At 39.9% G+C, this 17,381-nt stretch carries 14 protein-coding genes; 5 read left to right on the top strand and 9 right to left on the bottom strand.

Annotation, left to right across the window (positions count from 1 at the left end; genetic code table 11):
• Positions 1 to 58 precede the first annotated feature (58 nt).
• The 3 genes from DVR12_RS14570 to DVR12_RS14560 all read left to right on the top strand — a co-directional run bounded on the left by DVR12_RS14570 (position 59) and on the right by DVR12_RS14560 (position 4,535).
• Entirely contained in the window at positions 59 to 751 is a 693-nt protein-coding gene (locus tag DVR12_RS14570) for a response regulator transcription factor (protein ID WP_116976507.1), read from the top strand.
• Positions 748 to 2,004 (top strand): sensor histidine kinase, encoded by a 1,257-nt coding sequence (locus DVR12_RS14565; RefSeq protein ID WP_116976505.1) that lies wholly within the window; start codon positions 748 to 750, stop codon positions 2,002 to 2,004. Before DVR12_RS14570 ends, DVR12_RS14565 begins: the two co-directional genes overlap by 4 nt.
• A 65-nt stretch (positions 2,005 to 2,069) precedes the next feature.
• Positions 2,070 to 4,535 (top strand): TonB-dependent receptor domain-containing protein, encoded by a 2,466-nt coding sequence (locus tag DVR12_RS14560; RefSeq protein WP_116976504.1) that lies wholly within the window; start codon positions 2,070 to 2,072, stop codon positions 4,533 to 4,535.
• A gap of 77 nt (positions 4,536 to 4,612) precedes the next feature.
• Here DVR12_RS14560 and DVR12_RS14555 read toward each other — a convergent pair whose 3' ends face one another.
• From DVR12_RS14555 to DVR12_RS14545, 3 genes are read right to left on the bottom strand one after another with little or no spacing between them, the layout of a single operon-like run.
• A complete protein-coding gene (locus tag DVR12_RS14555; protein WP_116976502.1) occupies positions 4,613 to 6,043 on the bottom strand; it encodes a metallophosphoesterase in 1,431 nt (476 codons plus the stop codon).
• A 16-nt stretch (positions 6,044 to 6,059) separates the two neighbouring features.
• A complete protein-coding gene (locus DVR12_RS14550) occupies positions 6,060 to 7,472 on the bottom strand; it encodes a hypothetical protein (RefSeq protein WP_116976500.1) in 1,413 nt (470 codons plus the stop codon).
• 10 nt (positions 7,473 to 7,482) lie between these two features.
• Positions 7,483 to 10,278 (bottom strand): TonB-dependent receptor, encoded by a 2,796-nt coding sequence (locus DVR12_RS14545; RefSeq protein ID WP_116976499.1) that lies wholly within the window; start codon positions 10,276 to 10,278, stop codon positions 7,483 to 7,485.
• Between the two features lie 371 nt (positions 10,279 to 10,649).
• Here DVR12_RS14545 and DVR12_RS14540 point away from each other — a divergent pair, with 371 nt between their 5' ends.
• Positions 10,650 to 11,936 (top strand): hypothetical protein, encoded by a 1,287-nt coding sequence (locus DVR12_RS14540; RefSeq protein WP_116976497.1) that lies wholly within the window; start codon positions 10,650 to 10,652, stop codon positions 11,934 to 11,936.
• Positions 11,937 to 11,941: 5 nt separating this feature from the next.
• Here DVR12_RS14540 and DVR12_RS14535 read toward each other — a convergent pair whose 3' ends face one another.
• Positions 11,942 to 12,352: a DUF3592 domain-containing protein gene (locus DVR12_RS14535; RefSeq protein WP_116976495.1), complete on the bottom strand. Its 411-nt coding sequence runs from the start codon at positions 12,350 to 12,352 to the stop codon at positions 11,942 to 11,944.
• Between the two features lie 30 nt (positions 12,353 to 12,382).
• Entirely contained in the window at positions 12,383 to 12,805 is a 423-nt protein-coding gene (locus DVR12_RS14530; RefSeq protein ID WP_116976493.1) for a DUF3592 domain-containing protein, read from the bottom strand.
• Between the two features lie 103 nt (positions 12,806 to 12,908).
• Here DVR12_RS14530 and DVR12_RS14525 point away from each other — a divergent pair, with 103 nt between their 5' ends.
• Positions 12,909 to 13,850: a hypothetical protein gene (locus DVR12_RS14525; protein ID WP_116976491.1), complete on the top strand. Its 942-nt coding sequence runs from the start codon at positions 12,909 to 12,911 to the stop codon at positions 13,848 to 13,850.
• Between the two features lie 6 nt (positions 13,851 to 13,856).
• Here the strand turns inward: DVR12_RS14525 and DVR12_RS14520 are convergent, their stop codons facing one another.
• The 4 genes from DVR12_RS14520 to DVR12_RS14505 all read right to left on the bottom strand — a co-directional run bounded on the left by DVR12_RS14520 (position 13,857) and on the right by DVR12_RS14505 (position 17,363).
• Positions 13,857 to 14,579 (bottom strand): SDR family NAD(P)-dependent oxidoreductase, encoded by a 723-nt coding sequence (locus DVR12_RS14520; protein ID WP_116976712.1) that lies wholly within the window; start codon positions 14,577 to 14,579, stop codon positions 13,857 to 13,859.
• A gap of 104 nt (positions 14,580 to 14,683) precedes the next feature.
• On the bottom strand, positions 14,684 to 14,866 hold the full coding sequence (locus tag DVR12_RS14515) for a hypothetical protein (protein WP_116976490.1): 183 nt from the start codon (positions 14,864 to 14,866) through the stop codon (positions 14,684 to 14,686).
• A 4-nt stretch (positions 14,867 to 14,870) separates the two neighbouring features.
• A complete protein-coding gene (locus tag DVR12_RS27795) occupies positions 14,871 to 15,125 on the bottom strand; it encodes a hypothetical protein (protein ID WP_199417114.1) in 255 nt (84 codons plus the stop codon).
• A gap of 624 nt (positions 15,126 to 15,749) precedes the next feature.
• Positions 15,750 to 17,363, bottom strand: coding sequence for a RagB/SusD family nutrient uptake outer membrane protein (locus DVR12_RS14505; RefSeq protein ID WP_158563277.1), 1,614 nt, complete (start codon positions 17,361 to 17,363; stop codon positions 15,750 to 15,752).
• Positions 17,364 to 17,381: the final 18 nt, after the last annotated feature.

Genomic DNA, 17,381 nt, shown 5'->3' with positions numbered 1-17,381 from the left:
TAACTCTTAATTAACCATTTTTGTAGCAGCATATTTTCCTTTTATAAGCCTACAAACTATGAGATTATTAATTATTGAGGATGAGAAGCCTCTGACCAAAAGCATCCATAGTTACCTATTACAAAGCAATTATTTATGTGATGCCGCCTACAATTTTTCTGAAGGGCGCGAAAAACTGGAAACCAGTGCATATGACTGTGTGGTTTTAGACATCAATCTGCCAGGAGGAAGCGGGTTGGAACTTTTACAACTGATGAAAAGACGTAAGGTTGATGCTGGTGTAATTATTATTTCTGCCAGGAACTCACTAGATGATAAAATCAATGGATTACAACTCGGTGGGGATGATTACCTAACCAAACCTTTTCATCTGGCAGAACTAACCGCCCGCATTAACTCTATTATCCGCAGAAAAAATTTCGAAGGAAATAATATTGTAACGTTCGACAAACTAACTGTCAACCTTCTGGATAGAACCGTCAAATCTGGTGCGGCAGAAATCCATCTCACTAAAAAAGAGTTTAAGCTGTTATTGTATTTTATCAGCAATAAAAATCGTGTTGTTACCAAAGAAGCTATTGCTGATCATCTCTGGGAAGACTATGCCACTCTAGGATACAGCTATGACTTCATCTATTCACATATTAAAAATCTCCGAAAAAAACTGTTGGAAAAGGGCTGCCCGGATTATATCAAAGCGCTTTATGGTATGGGCTATAAGTTTTTGGCCGAAGAAAATCCGATGGCATGAAGTTGATCGTGCATTACAACAGGCATAATTTTATTATCCTGACACTCCTATTCATTCTTTCCGGTATTGCGAGCTATCTTCTAACCAAAAATGTGTTGCTCAGAGAGCTGGATGAGAGCCTGGAAGACTCCATGGAACAAATCAGCAATTACGTACAAACGCAGCACAAACTACCCACCCATACAAACTTCGATAATCTACTGATATCAACAGAAGTAACAGACAACCCGGTAAATAGGCCGATATTGACCAATGCCAGCGAAGATATCTCCGTTAAAGGGAAAAAACATCTTGGCCGTACGCTTACATTTGCTGTCATACTAAATCAGCAACACTACAACATCACCATCAGTAAGCCACTGGAAGGAATTAAACATATCACCCGGGCTGTAATGCTCATTACTATGACCATGATCCTGTTATTGGTGGCTATACTGGCACTCATGAACAAATTTGTTGTATCTCGTTTATGGCGGCCGTTTTACAGCACCCTTAACAGTCTGAAGTCCTTCCGGCTGAATAATACCAGCGCAGTAGAATTCAAAAAAAGCAACATAGATGAGTTCAGTATAATGAACGAACATCTTCAACTGGTGACCTCCAATGCCAGTAAGGAGTATAGGCTGCTCAAAGAATTTACTGAAAACGCTTCCCATGAATTTCAAACACCTCTAGCCATTATCAGATCCAAACTGGATGTCTTGATTCAGCAGGATAATTTCACTGAAGAACAAACAGAAATACTGGCAGAAGCATATAGTGCTGTTACCCGGTTGTCTGGATTGAGTCAGTCTCTGTTACTACTCACAAAGATTGAGAACAACCAGTACAGTGAACAACAGGAACTTGCCCTTCATGACATTCTGCAACGTAAAACCAGTCAGTTTGAAGAAATATGGGAAGAGAATGATATTTCGTATAGTCTGCAGGTTTATCCTTCAATTATCAGAATGAACCCCGATCTGTTGGAAATACTCCTGAACAATATTTTTAGCAATGCTGCACGGCATAATAAACCTGGGGGTGTAATTCATATCATTCAAAACAATACTGCCCTTCACATTTCCAATACTGGCACTAACTCCGCCTTAGATGGTGAAAAAATTTTTTCGAGGTTTTATAAAGAGGCGGTAAATAATACCAATAACGGTCTAGGGCTCTCCATTGTCAAGCAAATATGTATCTCCTCCTGCATCTCCCCTTCCTATGAATATAAAGATGGTATGCATCTATTTTCCTTTCATTGGAAATAACACTCTGCTTCTCCAGAAAGCACCCAGAATTGGATTCTAACTTGCGACACACTCAAGTCAGTATTATGAGCTTAAAACAAACAATTCTGTCAGCAATCCTTCTACTTGCTGCTCAATTCAGTTATGCACAAAACGCAGCCTCGCTCAAGGCTGTTGTTAGAGATGCAGACAACCGCCGGCCTCTGGAAAGAGCAACTGTAATCCTTGCTGTAACAGGTGCTTCCAAAAACTATGCTACAGGCCTTACCGATAGTACCGGCACGCTACACCTAAATGCACTGCCGGCAGCTAATTACCAATTAACCATTGGTTATGCCGGTTTTGAAACCTATCACGAGTCGATTATTATTAAAGCTACAGATAAAGGCATTATTGCAAAGGAAATACTACTTCGTACCAGTAGTAAAACTTTAAATACAGTTCAGGTAACAGGTAAAAAAGAACTGGTAGAAAACAAAATCGACAGGCTGGTATATAATGTGGATCGGGATGTCACCTCCCAGGGAGGTATGGTTACCGATGTATTACGCAAGATTCCGCAAGTAACTGTTGATGCTTCCGGCAATGTGGAGCTACTTGGAAATCCTAGTGTTCAGTTCCTGATTAACGGTAAGCCCTCTACTATGTTTGGTGCCAGCGTTGCCGATGCCTTACAATCTATCCCTGCTTCCCAGATTCAGAGCATTGAAGTAATGTCGAGCCCCGGCTCCAAATACGATGCAAAAGGAACCGGAGGCATTATTAACATCATCCTGAAAAAAAATAAAACTCAGGGGTTTGGTGGTACTATCAATGCTACCGCCGGTACACGGCTCGAAAACGGAGCGATCAATCTTTATTATAAAGGCAGTAACTTGTCTGTTACCGGTTATTTCAATGGTAGTGCACAATTGACAGCCAAAACCAAAACGGAAAATCAGCGCTTTGCTACAGATTCGTTTTCTACCAATAAGTACTATCTGCAACAAAATGGAGTGAATGACTTTTACCGTAACAGCTACCAAACCGGCCTGGGTATTGAATGGGATGCATCAGCGAAGGATAATATCTCTTTTTCATTAAGCTACAACCACTTTGGGAATAGCAATGATGGTATTATTCAACAATATAATAATACTAAAGACCTGAATGAACATTTAGTTTCAGAGGAGTCTGGCATCCGGAATGCCCTTACTAAGGTCAACAACGGATCACTTGATCTGTCGCTCGATTACAGGCATAAGTTCAGACGCGATAAACAACAACTCTCTTTCGTATTGTATAGCAGCTTGGGTACCAATCAATCTTCCTATTCCCAGACTCAACATAGCTTAGATAATGAAATTATTTCCGGTGGCTCCAGAAGCTATAACCCAGGTACAGACAGAATCTACAGCTGGGCGGTTGATTATGCCCACCCCATTACCAAAAATGTTTTACTCGAAGCTGGATTAAAAACTGAACAGGAAACACTTTCGAGCAGTGCCCAGGTTCTTTCCTATAATGTAGCTGATGAAAGTTTTATACCAGATGGACAACAATCCTATAGCTCAGTTTTTAAACGTCAGGTATATGCCGGCTACGTTTCCAGTACAATGAACCTTTTCGATTATTTAAATGTACTTGCCGGTTTCAGGTGGGAATACACCACCAACAATGCAAATTATGATAAAGCGCCCAATACATCGATTCCCGATTATAGCAATGCCGGTCCTTCCCTAACCCTTGCGCATACATTTAAAAATCAACAGACCCTTTCAGTAAGCTACTCCTACCGGTTGGAAAGGCCTGATTATCGGGATCTGAACCCCTTCGTGAATCTTGCAGACCCACACAACATTACAATGGGTAATCCTTTCCTTAAACCAGAAATCGGAAACGAGTATAAAATCGGATATAACCGAAATTTCAATGGAGATAATAACCTGAACATTGTGTTGCTATACACACATAACAAGCCGGACATTAAGTCTTATACTACTTTCCATCCGGAATATACCATTGGTGATGTGGTTTATCAAAATGTGAATGTTATTCAAAGAGATAATATCGCTTCAGAAACACGTATTGGCACCAATATTTCCGGGAGTCTGGCCCTTGGACGCGCAATTACCCTCAGACCAAATGTACAACTGTTCAGACGTGAAACCAATAACATCTATTCAGTTCCAAACAGGATTAGTGGATTCGAATATCGGGTTAACCTGAATACAAGCTGGCAAGTTACAAAAGACCTGGTTGCCGAAGCATTTGGTAACTATAAATCGGGTATCAAATGGCAGGGCAGACAAGCAAACTTCCTGACCTATACCTTCGCAGTTAAAAAACAATTGTTTAACAATAAAGGTAGCATTGGCCTGGTCGCTGTAAATCCTTTCACGCAGTATCTGAAACAGAAAACAATCCAGGAAACGGCTAATTTAACCGCCAGCAATGTGTTATACATCCCTTATCGCTCCTTTGGTGTAAACTTCATGTATAAATTCGGAAAAATGAAAGTGGCTAAGTCAAAAGATGCAGAAAATCTTCTAACCAAACCACCTGTAGAATAATTGTTCACTAAAAAAGAATCCCCGGAACAAGTTCCGGGGATTCTTTTTTAGCGCTCTTATAAAAATATCAGATGCTTTTATTTAGTAATGGTGAAAGTATCCAGTTCTTTTCCTTCTTCTGATATCTGGCGGAAAATTATTTTATTTCCATCTACATCAGCTACGGTAAAAGAGTGAATAGTAGAAATAAATTTGTGAGTGAATTTCTGCCAGGAATCTGTATCCTCCTGCTGCTCTTCATTGTAGAGCTCCTGACCACCAGCTCCGGTAACCAAATAAATAACTCCATCAGGTTTGGTGTGCGATTGCCCGTCGAAATTTTTATCCAGCGTCCATTTGCCCGGAACTACGCGACCGCGGATAGTCTTATTGTCTTTACCCCCTACCAGCAATGTACCTTTTTTCTCAGGTGCAAAATGCATTGGGAAAGTACGCTGATAGTTGTGTACGTGACCATTTAGTACAACATCTACCTGTCCTGCTTCCAGAACGGGCGATAATAAACGCATCTGTTGCTGTTCGAAATGATCTATGGAAGAACTGAATCCAGGGTGATGAAACACTACTATTTTCCATGCAGCGTCTTTAGCAGATTTCAAATCATTGGTCAACCATTTTATTAAAGTACTATCGGTCCAGTCAACATAGGTATCTGAATCGATAAACGTCCAATGGATATTTCCGTAATTAAAAGAGAAATTGCTCATTACAGGGTATGCTTTCCCTGCCGCAGTTTCAAAAGCAATTTTATTTTCAGGAGTTGCTTTGATAAAAGGTACAACGGCACTACCTTCTGCCGCCTGTAAACCATTCAGCGGCTGATCCCAGAATGCATAATAAGCAAGAGCATCCGGATAACTATTCAGATCTCTGGTATCTCCATCGTGGTTACCCATTGCTGCTACAAAAGGGATAGAACGCATAAGAGGCGCACCTTCAGCGTTGGCTGAATCGGCATTGTATACCGGCCAGAATTTAGTCCGGTATTCTGAAATCAATCCTCTTTCATAAACTATATCTCCGGGTACTACTACCAGGTCGGGTTTAACATCATAAGCCTGTTTCGCAAGTGCCTTAGCACTTGGAGTACCTGCACCGATATCACCGAATGCAACGAAGCGGAAAGATTGATTTTTTTCCTTAGGTGCTTTTCCTTTGGCAGTAAAAACTACCTTTTTATTTTTTAGTACACGATAGTCAAATTCATTCCCGGCCGGCAAACCACTAATAAGTGTTCTGTAAACATAGTGTGTACTTACATTTGCCACTGCCACCCGGGTAGCTTCCGGGTGGGTGGTTTTTCTCCAGTTGGCAGAACCTACAGTTTTCAGCTCTACTTCCCAATTGGCGCTGCTATCGCTATGCCACAACAATTCCAATGAACTGGCAGAAGGCTGATAACCTATCTGTAGGTAAGGTGGTGTAATAAAAGGTTGGCTGTTTTGGGCTTTCATTCCCTGGTAACCCAGGGATAATCCCAACATTAAAAAATAAGTCTTCTTCAGCATGATTTGTTATTTATTATCAATGTTTGTTGCCGTAGCCATTCAATTGGTAGCAACCCATATCTTTTCCGGGAGGTGTAATCTCTGTAGCACCATAAATTGGATCTACCGGCACATCAGATCTCGGTGTAAATCCTGTATAGCCTTTGCCCACACAAGGAGATGAAGGCTTCAGATGGAAATCATATTTTCCCACGAAAGAAATATCCCTTAGGTTAAGTCCGGCTGGCATAGGACAAGGTCCATTTACAAACTGCGGGTTATTAGCTCCGAGTATGGCAGCATTTGCCGTATAGGCGGTACCGGGAGTCCAATTTGCCGGTAAAAAAGTAGCAGGTGAAGGAATATCGGTAGCCGGAGCTTTGCTGATGCAAACGCTGATGGCAAGAGATGGATAGATATTGTTGGCAACCGACATTGAGTCGGTATACGTATAGTTATATCCGTAGCTCAGGTTGGCAGTATCTGCAATGGGGTTCTGTACTACGCGCAGGCCAAATTTACAGTTCACAATCAGGTTATTGTACGCCATACCACCAGCTCCTTCTTCAAAATTGACAGAACCTCCACGGCCAGCGGATGATCTTCTGTAACCACAGTTCACGATGGTGTTATTGTACATCCTCATGTTACTGTTAGGAACTCCGGCTATAGCACCGGCATTTGATAATTTCGGCCCGTTGGTTGCCATTCCGATACAAAGGTTATAAGCAAAATCTCCTCTTAATCCGGCCTTTCCGTTCATAGCTTCTCCACCGGTATATCCGCATTTTTCAAAGGTATTACGCATGATAGATACCTTACCGCCCAGGATACGGAGTGGATCGTCTACACTCCCATAGATCCATGAATCCTCCAGTACAAAAACGCCGTTAGGGTTCTGGAAGAACAGCGGGTAAGGACTGGTATAGATCTGACGGATACCACTGGCAGCCGGAATGGCTGCACCTCCAAACTCAATACGGGTCCATTTCATCACCATCAGCGGACAAGTAGGTCCTCCGATGATACCTACCCATTTACCACGTAAAGCCGGATCGTCGTTCGGGTCTGCACCATAAGTATCTGTTTTCTGCACACCCGGATAAGTGAACAGGTTTGGTTTTTCCTGAGTACCCAGTGAGATCAGCGTTCCTCTGACACCCAGACCGTAATTGCCGGTGAACTTAATAGTTACTCCCTCCTGAATAATGAGGGTATCATGTTCATTCACAAAAATATCTCCGCACACGGTGTAGGTTTTCCCTGCCAGCATAGTGCCTTTGATAGCATTGTTCAATGGATCGGAACCCAGACAAACGGCATCACTCACCGGAGCGGCAATAGCCAGAGGCGCTTTATACAGGTCTTTTTTATCTACCACCTTGTTACATGCAGCGAGGCCTGTCAACAGCGACAATAGAGCAACAATATTATAAATGCGATATTTCATACAGCTTTTTTTAAAGTTTGTATCTGAACCCAAATAAGAAGGAAGTTTTGTAATAGTCTTTTTGTACCACAATCTTGTCATTAGGCGTAGACTGCTGGCTCAACGGAACGCTGGTTTTTTCCAGATAGCTGTTGTAAGCCAGATGCATAGCGGTAACATTAGGAGTATTTGTCAGGTTATTGATCTTTCCGTAGAAGGTGAACTTCTTGTAAATACGTTGTTCGAAGGAAAGATCTAGCTGGGTAGTTGGTTGCAGCCAGTAGTGCAATCCGGCATAGGTATTCAGAATGGCGAGTCTTTCACCGGTATAAACCACTGCTACCTGGAGATCGGTACCTGTTTTAGTGTTTTTGTATAACAGGGAGAGATTACCGATATGGTTTGCCTGCCCTTGCATTGGTCTTGTTTCAGAGATATATTTATCGGTAATACCCAATTGCGGATCACGGTATTTATACAACATACTGTCGTTGGTAATACGGGAATGGGTATAGGTATAATTGGCAGAGATACCGAAGGAACCAATGTATTTGATAAATACTGCTTCAAAACCATAGTTGGTAGCGGCAGTACCAATATTAACCGGTTTAAATACCTGGGTATTGTAGCCAAACTTCCTTACAGACAATTCGATCGGGTCATCAATTCTTTTATAGAAAACACCCAGTAACAACTGATCTGCCTTACCAGGGAACAGTTCATATCTGAAATCAAAATTATTGGCAGTTGAGTGCTGTAATCCTTCAGGATTACCTCTTTCCTTAAACAGCTCATAGTTATCCGGCCCATCAGGAATCAGTTCGGAGAACTGTGGTCTTGCGATCGCTTTGTAATAAGACAAGCGTAATGTTTGCTTGCGGAGCAGTTGATATTTCAATTGCAAGCTAGGCAACAGATCGGTGTAAGTAATCTTTCCATCTTTATAATCTGCCGTTGCCGGTAATTGCGTATTGTATTGCTGATAGGTATGTTCTACTCTCAGTCCGCCCAATGCTTCGAGTTGATTCGTCAGTTGCCATTTACCCTGTAAGTATGCAGCAGAGATATCTTCGTTGAACGTATAGTTGTTACCGTTTAACTGGGCGGTAGCATCAGATCCGATGAAGGTAAACTTCGCGGCATCTACGCTGGTAAATAACTGGTTATTACCATTAATACGCAGTGGATTTAGGGTATAGTAGTTATAAAAGTTATCACGGTTTTTATGACGGTATAATACACCACCTTTGAGCTCAAAAAACCTGTTCAATAATTTTGTTTCTTTGGTATAGTTGGCATAAAAAGACAGATCCCTGTCGCTGTTTTGCATCCAGCTGCGATTCATAGAACTTAAGATATCATCTCCATTCAGTTTCACCGTACTTCCTGTTCTATCAACGCTTAAGCCCCCATGAGAGAAGGACGTTTGGTCAGGAATACTATTCTTTGCAATGGAGTAGGCAGCAGACCAATCGAACTTGCTGGTGTTGTTTAACTGGTGTTCACCTTGCAGCGTAGCATTATAGATAGACTGATACTGCCAGGTGGTTCTGCTGGAATAAGAAAGGGTTTGGTTTATGGCATTGGTAGTGTCGTACGACTCTCTGACCTGCCGATCGTCCAGATTCACATATGTTGAGAAGAGGGAGATTTTATTCCGTTGATTGAAGCGGTAATCAACCTTTCCACTAACCCCAATACGTTGGGTTTGAGTAGAATATTTTCTTTCTCTGAGATATTCAAAGGAAGGGATATTATCTACGTTTGGAGTGGTGGCCGTACTAAATACGGAAGTAGCTGTTCCTCTATATTGGTTTTGATAGCTACCAGATAAAATCACGCCCAGTTCTTTGTTCTTACCAAAGCGGTTACCAATGGTAAGTCCGGCTGTGGTATTGATTGGTGTGGATTTAGAATTATAGTTCATATGTCCGAGCGGGAACTCCGAGTCCTTCGCTGCATAGGTAGCACCATTGATCTGATTGGGAGATCTTTTGTTCATGGTACTGGTAGAAAAGGATTGAAAAGGTTGTTCACCGAAGATATTATTATACCCTCCGGAGAAATTTACCTGTAATAATTTGGAGGCAGGGGCATCTTTCATCACCAGGTTAATGGTACCGCCAATGGCATCGCCTTCCATGGAAGGAGTAAGACTTTTACTTACTTCCAGTCTTTCAAGTAATTCTGATGGGAACAAATCTAATGGGATGAAGCGACTTTTATTGTCGGGGCTTGGGATCTTAATATTATTCACTAAGGTATTGATATAGCGTTTGTCCATACCCCGGATGATTGGGTAACGGCCTTCCCCAGAGCTACCTTTTTCTATAGTTACACCACTGACTCTTTGCAGCGCATTGGCAACTGTGATATCTGGTAATAGCTGTAATGTTTTGGAAGAAAGGATATTAACAACCTGATTAGCATTTTGCTCGAGGTGCCTGGTACCTGATTCTTCGTTTTTGCTACCTACTACGGTAATGGCAGATAAATCGCTATACAATGGTTTAGCCTGAATATCGACGACTTCAATATCATTATCTGATTTAATGTGAATTGGACCAGCCTTGGCTATTGAATAACCTATATAAGTGGCCATGAGTTCATAGTCACCAGGTTTCAGGTTTTTAAAATGGAAAGATCCGTCCAGTTTTACAACTGCTTTGCCGGAAATTCCTTTCAGTACAACGGTGGCGCCTACCAGCGGTTCACCTGTTGCGGCATCTGTTACCCGACCTTTAATCGTTTGCGAGTAGGCCTCCATTGTAACAGTTGCAAGAATTGCTGAAAAAATTAGTTTGGTAAATTTTTTTGCAGTGGCCATAAGTAAATTTTAGCTCTGCAAATGTGATGAGTAATTAGCTCAGAAGCTAGAAGGGGCAATGGATTTCACGTAAACATAAAGAATTCATCATACTAGGTTAACAATTTCCCCAGAATGTCTCCAAAATTATTATTTAGAGTAATTAAGGTTGTCTATTATTCAATAAAATCATGGAACCAGACATATAATATTGTAGTTCAAACAACTTGGACAAAAATCAATCGATTACAAATATCAAAGTCTAACTTATCTACTTCTAAATGTTGTAATTGTTTGTTTTCTCAGGAATAATAACCGTAAATGAATTTCGTTTTAATCACCTAACAAAAGATGTTTCAACCAAAGTAATGTTATCTATCTAAATAAACCTCATGAAAATTTTATCCACGTTTCTTATTCTATGTTTTGTATGCCTGTTAACCGGCCCTCCTAAAGGTAATCCGAATTATGACTTCAAAGCATCTATCATCAATGCGCTGGAATTCAGACATCGCGATACTGGTGTATACAATTCTATGGTTGCCAATAGTCTTTGTACGTCGGGTTATTATCAGGACGCAAGACATTATGATTCATTAGGACGAACATTCAGATCAGTGAAAGATCTCTATTTTTCTGAATGGGATTTTAAAGAAGCTGATAAAATTATTCTTGAAAACGCTGATAAATACAGGGTAACTATGTTTAATGAAGAACACATGCGCCCTGAACACAGACTGTTTGTTAAACGTATGCTGGCCCCACTACGCCAGAAGGGCTATAGTATCCTTATGGTAGAAGGATTAAAATATTTCAATGAATTATCTAAAAATCCCTGCCCGGTGAGTACTGACGGGAAATACATCAACGAACCAAATTACGCTCAGCTGCTACGTTATGCAAAACGATTGGGTTACTCTGTTTATGCATATGAGGCGCACACCACCACAACCTGGGATGACAGTATAAAACTCGATAAGTATGGATCGATGAAATATATAGCATACAATCCACCAGATTCAATGTCTAAAATTTATGATCAGAACGGGTTGAAAGAATATATATTTTCAGGGGAAAGAGAAAATCAGCAGGCATTAAATGCGTATTCTGTGATTCGACAACATCCTAATGCAAAAGTTGTGATGATGGTAGGTGTAAAACATATCAGTAAGGACGAGACGATGATGCAGGGTCAACTGAATAAAATGTTACACGATTCTATTATAACTTTCGACCAAACGGATCTTAATAACACTGCCAATTTTATAAATGCCGGTACTAGTGATACCCTGAAAGCCCGAATGCCATTAATTGCCATGAATAAGGCTACAGGTAAAACATACCATATTCCTTCAAGCTTTCCACCGGATGTAGATTTTAATATAATCAACGAAATGGTATATGATTCGCTAGGTAGGCCAAGCTACCTGTTCAAAGATCCGGAGAAAAGGAAAACCTACTATTTACCTAAAACAATACTTAAAAAATCTCCGATTCTGGTAACAGCTTATTACACTAACGAACTGGAACAATTTCGAGAAAAGGCCATTGCAGTTGATATTTTCCAATATGATAATGCTGATCAAAAAATACCATTATTATTATTTCCGGCAGATTATACAATTGTATATAAAGAATCGAATGGAGAATTTCATCAATACCAGGTAAAAATTAAATAAATATACTAAGCATTAAAGTATCCCTGCAACAGGAAATAGAAAATTCCAATAATTAAAAGATCTGCTGCTACAGCCATCAGGCAGAGTGGCCACCAAAATACTGTCCAGAAGTTGAGGATTCTTATGCTATCAGGATTATCTGATTTAAATATAAATGTAGTAGTTTTTCCTAGTGTCCATTTTGGGTTGGAAGAAGCAGTAGAATGTTTATAAGTAATTATTTCATTTCTGCGGGTACGAATCTCGAAAACAGGATAATACAAAATTCCGTCATCGTCATTTGTTTCTACAAGCTCAATAACGGTTCCTACAGCTTGCTCGTTACTTTTTACAAATTCCCGTAAATTATTCAAACTATTAATTCCGCCTACTAACAGTAATATACCAACGATAATAAAAATAAGATATATGGTCATCTTCTTTGTTTAGTAAATAAGTCAATTAAGTTAGTTTGCTCTGGAGGTATTGAGGTCATTTGATCTTAACATTGGATTTAATAAAAAATAACCAGAACCGAAAATAATCAATGGAATAGCTATGGCTATAAAGAATAACGACCAACTGAAAATCCAGAAATAGCTCATCATTCTGGGGGAATCCGGATGTTGGGGATCGTATAAAAAAGTAGCTTTTTCTCCTACTACCCAGGCAGAAGGATTACTTGCAGCGGGAAGGCAGTAGGTGACAGGATTATCATTTTTAATTTCTATTTCAAAAATCGGTGAATAAGCACCATCATTTTCTTCCAATGAGGTAACAGTACCAATAGCACGCGTACTTTTGCCAAGGAAATCTATTGTTCGTTTAAATTCATATATTGAAATAGCAAGAAAAATTACTCCAACTACCAACATGAGTTTATACACCATAGGATAATTTTAAGTCGAAAAGTGAAAGATAGCTTAAATGAAAATACCAGGATTTTTCATTTAAATTTAAACCGATTAACAACTGTAGCAAAATTATAACTAAATGAAACCTCTCTATACCACTATTTTGACCTTATTTACGGGCTTATCGGCATACCCTCAGAATTACTCAAATCATCGGCTTCTTCAAAGCAAAAATCAATCGCAACTATATTATGTAGACATAGAAAACAACGAAGCAAAAGTATATCCGACCATCCGTTCTATTGATGTCAAAAAAGGAGTTTTGATGACCACTGATACTCTTCAGCAACAAGCAGATGGTTCCTTTACTGGCAGACGATTTCGTATTATGCATGAAAATAATGAATTGTTTCTGGTCAATCTATTAGGAAAGATTCAAAAGCACCGGTTAGATTCCGTTACGGAACCGAAAGTTGCTTATAACAAGCTAAACAGGGCCTATTACCTTAATCATTATTCTGCTATGAGTGAGCGGTTGAACAATGCATTTCCATTAAACCACATTAACTTCAGGGAGGCATACTACACATGGGAAACTATTCCCACGGAATTAAAGGAAATGGAATATAGGCAGTTCCGCACCTTTACAGATAACCGGTTAAAGGAGATTGAAGATAGTAGTTCTACAGTACATGATAAATATACCAGAGTTACCAATCATATTATTGAAAATATCAGGCAACTAGACTATACGGCATTAAAAGACAGTATTGCTCAACTACCCGTAGTGTATCCGAACGAAAGCAAATATTACGGAAATGTGATCAATGCATTAGTCGTTTCACAACCTGAATACTTTCTCCGTCTGGCTGAAGACCAACCCGAAAATCAGTCATTAATGTTTTTCTATGCAACAGACAACAAACAGGCGCGGGCAAGCATCGATAGTGTTACAGGTCATGAAAAAATCAGGAAGGCTTTTATTAAGGAGCAGAGGTCAAAAAAGCTATTTCCTTATACTTCTGTTGGAATAGCAGCGCTGGGAGCCGGACTGCTGGTATATGTAATACTGATCCTATAATTAATGCTATGGTAATTTGGCTGCAATTTTTTCGGGCATATACTTTAATATCTGATGAATAAGTTTCCATTTTATTCCCGGTACAATTGTGAATCCATTTCTTGCATTGATGATGGCTCGTGCAATAAATGATGGTTCCATAATTAAAGATTCCCGGAGTTCTAGTCCGGCTGTCATCTTACTACGAATATAACCAGCTACGATTACATTCACAATTACTTTTCTGTCAAACAAATATTGTCTAAGTCCAGCCAAATACTGTGTGAATGCAGCTTTAGTGCTGCCATAAACAAAATTACTTTTACGTCCACGTACCCCGGAAAGAGAAGATAATCCTATGATCCGTTCGAGATGATTATTGTTTTTATCTTTTATTATTAGGTTGATAATAGATACTGCGCCTGCATAGTGTACCTGCATCATGCGATAACTACCTTCCCAGTCGACCAATGCCTGTTCATTTGTTACCTGGAATCCTGCAGCATAAACAACAATATGGGGTTTGTAGGGTAATGCGTTATAGAAATTTGCATGTTCTTCAAAAGCAGTGGCATCGAAGTAGCAGATTGTAAGCTGTTTTGGAGGAGCATTTCTCGAGTCCATAAATGATGCTATCTCTGAAGTGCTGCGGGATGCTGCAATTACATGATATCCTTTTTCGAGATAAAGTAAGATAGCTTCTTTTGCCACATCGGAATTGGCGCCGAGTACCAGAACAGTTTTGGACATATGGTGAGCGTTTATTGTTAAATGTTGTACTGCCCTGGTTATGTTTAATCTATAAGATTTATAAATAGTAAATAATCCACCCTTGCTGGCAGAAAGCACTGAAATTATGCTTTTGTTTTTGATCTGGATATTTTACGATCTTTTTTAGATACAGAGGAGGAAGAAATTTTTTCTTTTGTGTGCTTTCTTGCTTTTATAAAATCTGTTATTGCTTTTTCATCTTCTTTCGTTAAAGGTCCTAACCCTCCAATAAAGTCAACATCCAATTCAGCTTTACGTTGTTTCATCTTTTTAGTTTTTGAAATATTTATCAATTAGCTTTAATGCTGCTTTCGTTTCAATAATCATACGTTGGCCACCAATATGAATAGCGCCTAAACTTTCTATATAATGATCGATTAACTGAGTCTTTGACAGAAAAGAAATAGTACCGTCAAAGCCCCTTCGAAAAGATACGCGACAAACGAATGCGACGAGATTTCCAGGAACACCTGCGTACACTTTAGCTTTTCCTTTGTTGAAGGGGGCACTTTCGACCAAATGCATATAAATATGATCACTTTTCACCTCCAAACTAACCAACCCTTGAACTATTGTAATATTGTTTACAATTGTTAACTTATATACTTCACGAGCAGGCTGCCTAAATTCATCTTTCCAATCGAATTGCCATCCGTTCTTCTTTTAAACTGCCTTTAAATCTTCCTTTGTAACCGGCAAGACGTCTGTAGGAAAACTGTCTTCTGTAATAACATTTTGAATTGAATTTGTAAGTTTATCAATCTCAAAATCTAAATGAATTACCTGTTTTCTTTTCATTAAGCGAATTTACGAAAAAAAATGCCTTGTCCAATATTCATTGACAAGACAAACGATGCGTTCCATTGCTATTTTGGGTAAAATGCAAGGCAAATTTCCTATGGCTATCATATCCAGGTAAAACCTTAGAAAAGGTCACATACATTAAAATATTTAATTATTTAAATTACAAATGTTTTAGCCCTACAATTTTGACCAAATCCACACTTTAATAAACAAATCCAAAATAAAAAGAAGTGTATCAAAGTAATTTCTACCCTATTTCGGGTATTTGAACGGAAAATACTTGTTTAGTTAATTTTCACGGCTTTTAAACTCCATTTGATACACTTCTTTTTATTACTATATCAATCAATAACCCGGATTCTGCAGGAACTCATTCTTTGTTCTGTCGATCTGATCCTGTGGAATTGGTCGCAATACATGCGCGGATTTAATATTAGCACGAGCTTCATCATTATGTAGCCGCACCCTTTCCAGGAGTTTATGGGTTCTGACAAGATCAAACCAGCGGAGCTGCTCTCCTACCAGTTCACGTCCTCTTTCATCGAGCAGAAAATCTATACTCATGTTGGCGGGCCCTACTTTCATGGCGTCGCGGTGCGTCTGAGTTTCTGTATCTGTAGTTCCAACTCGTGCTGCTCTTAACCGCACTACGTTCACCAGATTGGCTGCAGTTTGTGGGTCGCCCTGCATCAGCATCGCTTCAGCCTCAATCAGGTAAGTTTCCGCCAGCCGAAATGCGATAAAGGGCCTTACTCCCGAAGCCTGGTTATCTGGTCGTAGAGCATCTGCAAATTTGTTCAGAGATGGGTAGAGCTTTTCTGTATATAATCTGGGTGGTACCAGCATATATTTTTTGCTTGCAATTTCCGCCGCTGATACGTCAAATCCCGGTAAATAAATGGAAGTATCACCAAGATTCAGTGTAGAAGTTGGAGCGTTGGTAAACCATACAGAAGTGAAGAATTTTTCATAGCGGGTATCGTGTACACGCTCCTTGTACAGCGTATCCAACAGGAACTTGGTAGGTCTGAAACGCTTCCATGGAGTGCCATTGGGCAAATCGCGTTTCATACCTGGTAATACATCGTATTGCATCAGGAAAAACCGACAGGCATTATTATCCGGATAATTATAAAGCGGATCGGTGGTAAACTGTGCAGCCCAAATAGTTTCGCTATTGTTTTCCTTTCCCTGCGCCCAAACTAATCCAGGATCGTCCAATAATTTAAATCCATAGTTTTTAATCACCATATCGGCATATTTAGCTGCATTTTCGTAGTCGGTTGCCTGTGCGGCCGCCGAAGATGCCCGGGTGAGATATACTCTTGCCAATAGATGTTCCGCTGCCGGCCTGGTAGCTCGCCCCCATTCCGATTGGGAAGCCGGCAAATCCTTTTCAGCATCCAGCAAATCATTGATCACAGCAGTAAATACTGCCGATACCGAGTCGCGATGCGCTTCCCGTAAAATATCGGTATTTTCTTTCAGACTTAAAGGGATAGCTCCAAACATCTCCATCAATGTAAAATGATAGTGCGCACGACAGAACTTAGCCTCAGCAATTCCTTTCTTTTTAGTAGCATCATCCAGATCTTTGATTTTATCTGCCCGGCTGATTACAACGTTGCAGGTATTCAATGTCTGATAAAAACTATTCCAGACTTCTCTTACATGATCATAACGTGAATCGAGTTGTGAGGTATATTGACTTGTAAACTTATAGTTACCATCCGAGCCGTTGGTTATGATATCGGTACCAGTTTCAGTTAGTGTCATTCCTCTTTCTGAACTATAGAAGTTGCGCATCGACACATAGGAACCATTCACTGCAGTCAGGAAACCAGCCTTTGTATTATAAAAATCATCTGTTGCATTGGTTACTACCTTTTCATCCAGCATTTTATTACAGGAGATAGTAGCCATCAACAGCAGCAGCATAACAGGAAATATATATTTCATAACGTTTTTCATTTTAAT

It is taken from the genome of Chitinophaga silvatica (genome assembly GCF_003419895.1).
Classification (GTDB): Bacteria; Bacteroidota; Bacteroidia; order Chitinophagales; family Chitinophagaceae; genus Chitinophaga; species Chitinophaga silvatica.
The sequence above is the reverse complement of the archived record's forward strand: the minus strand, read 5'-3'. Positions and strand labels throughout refer to the sequence as shown.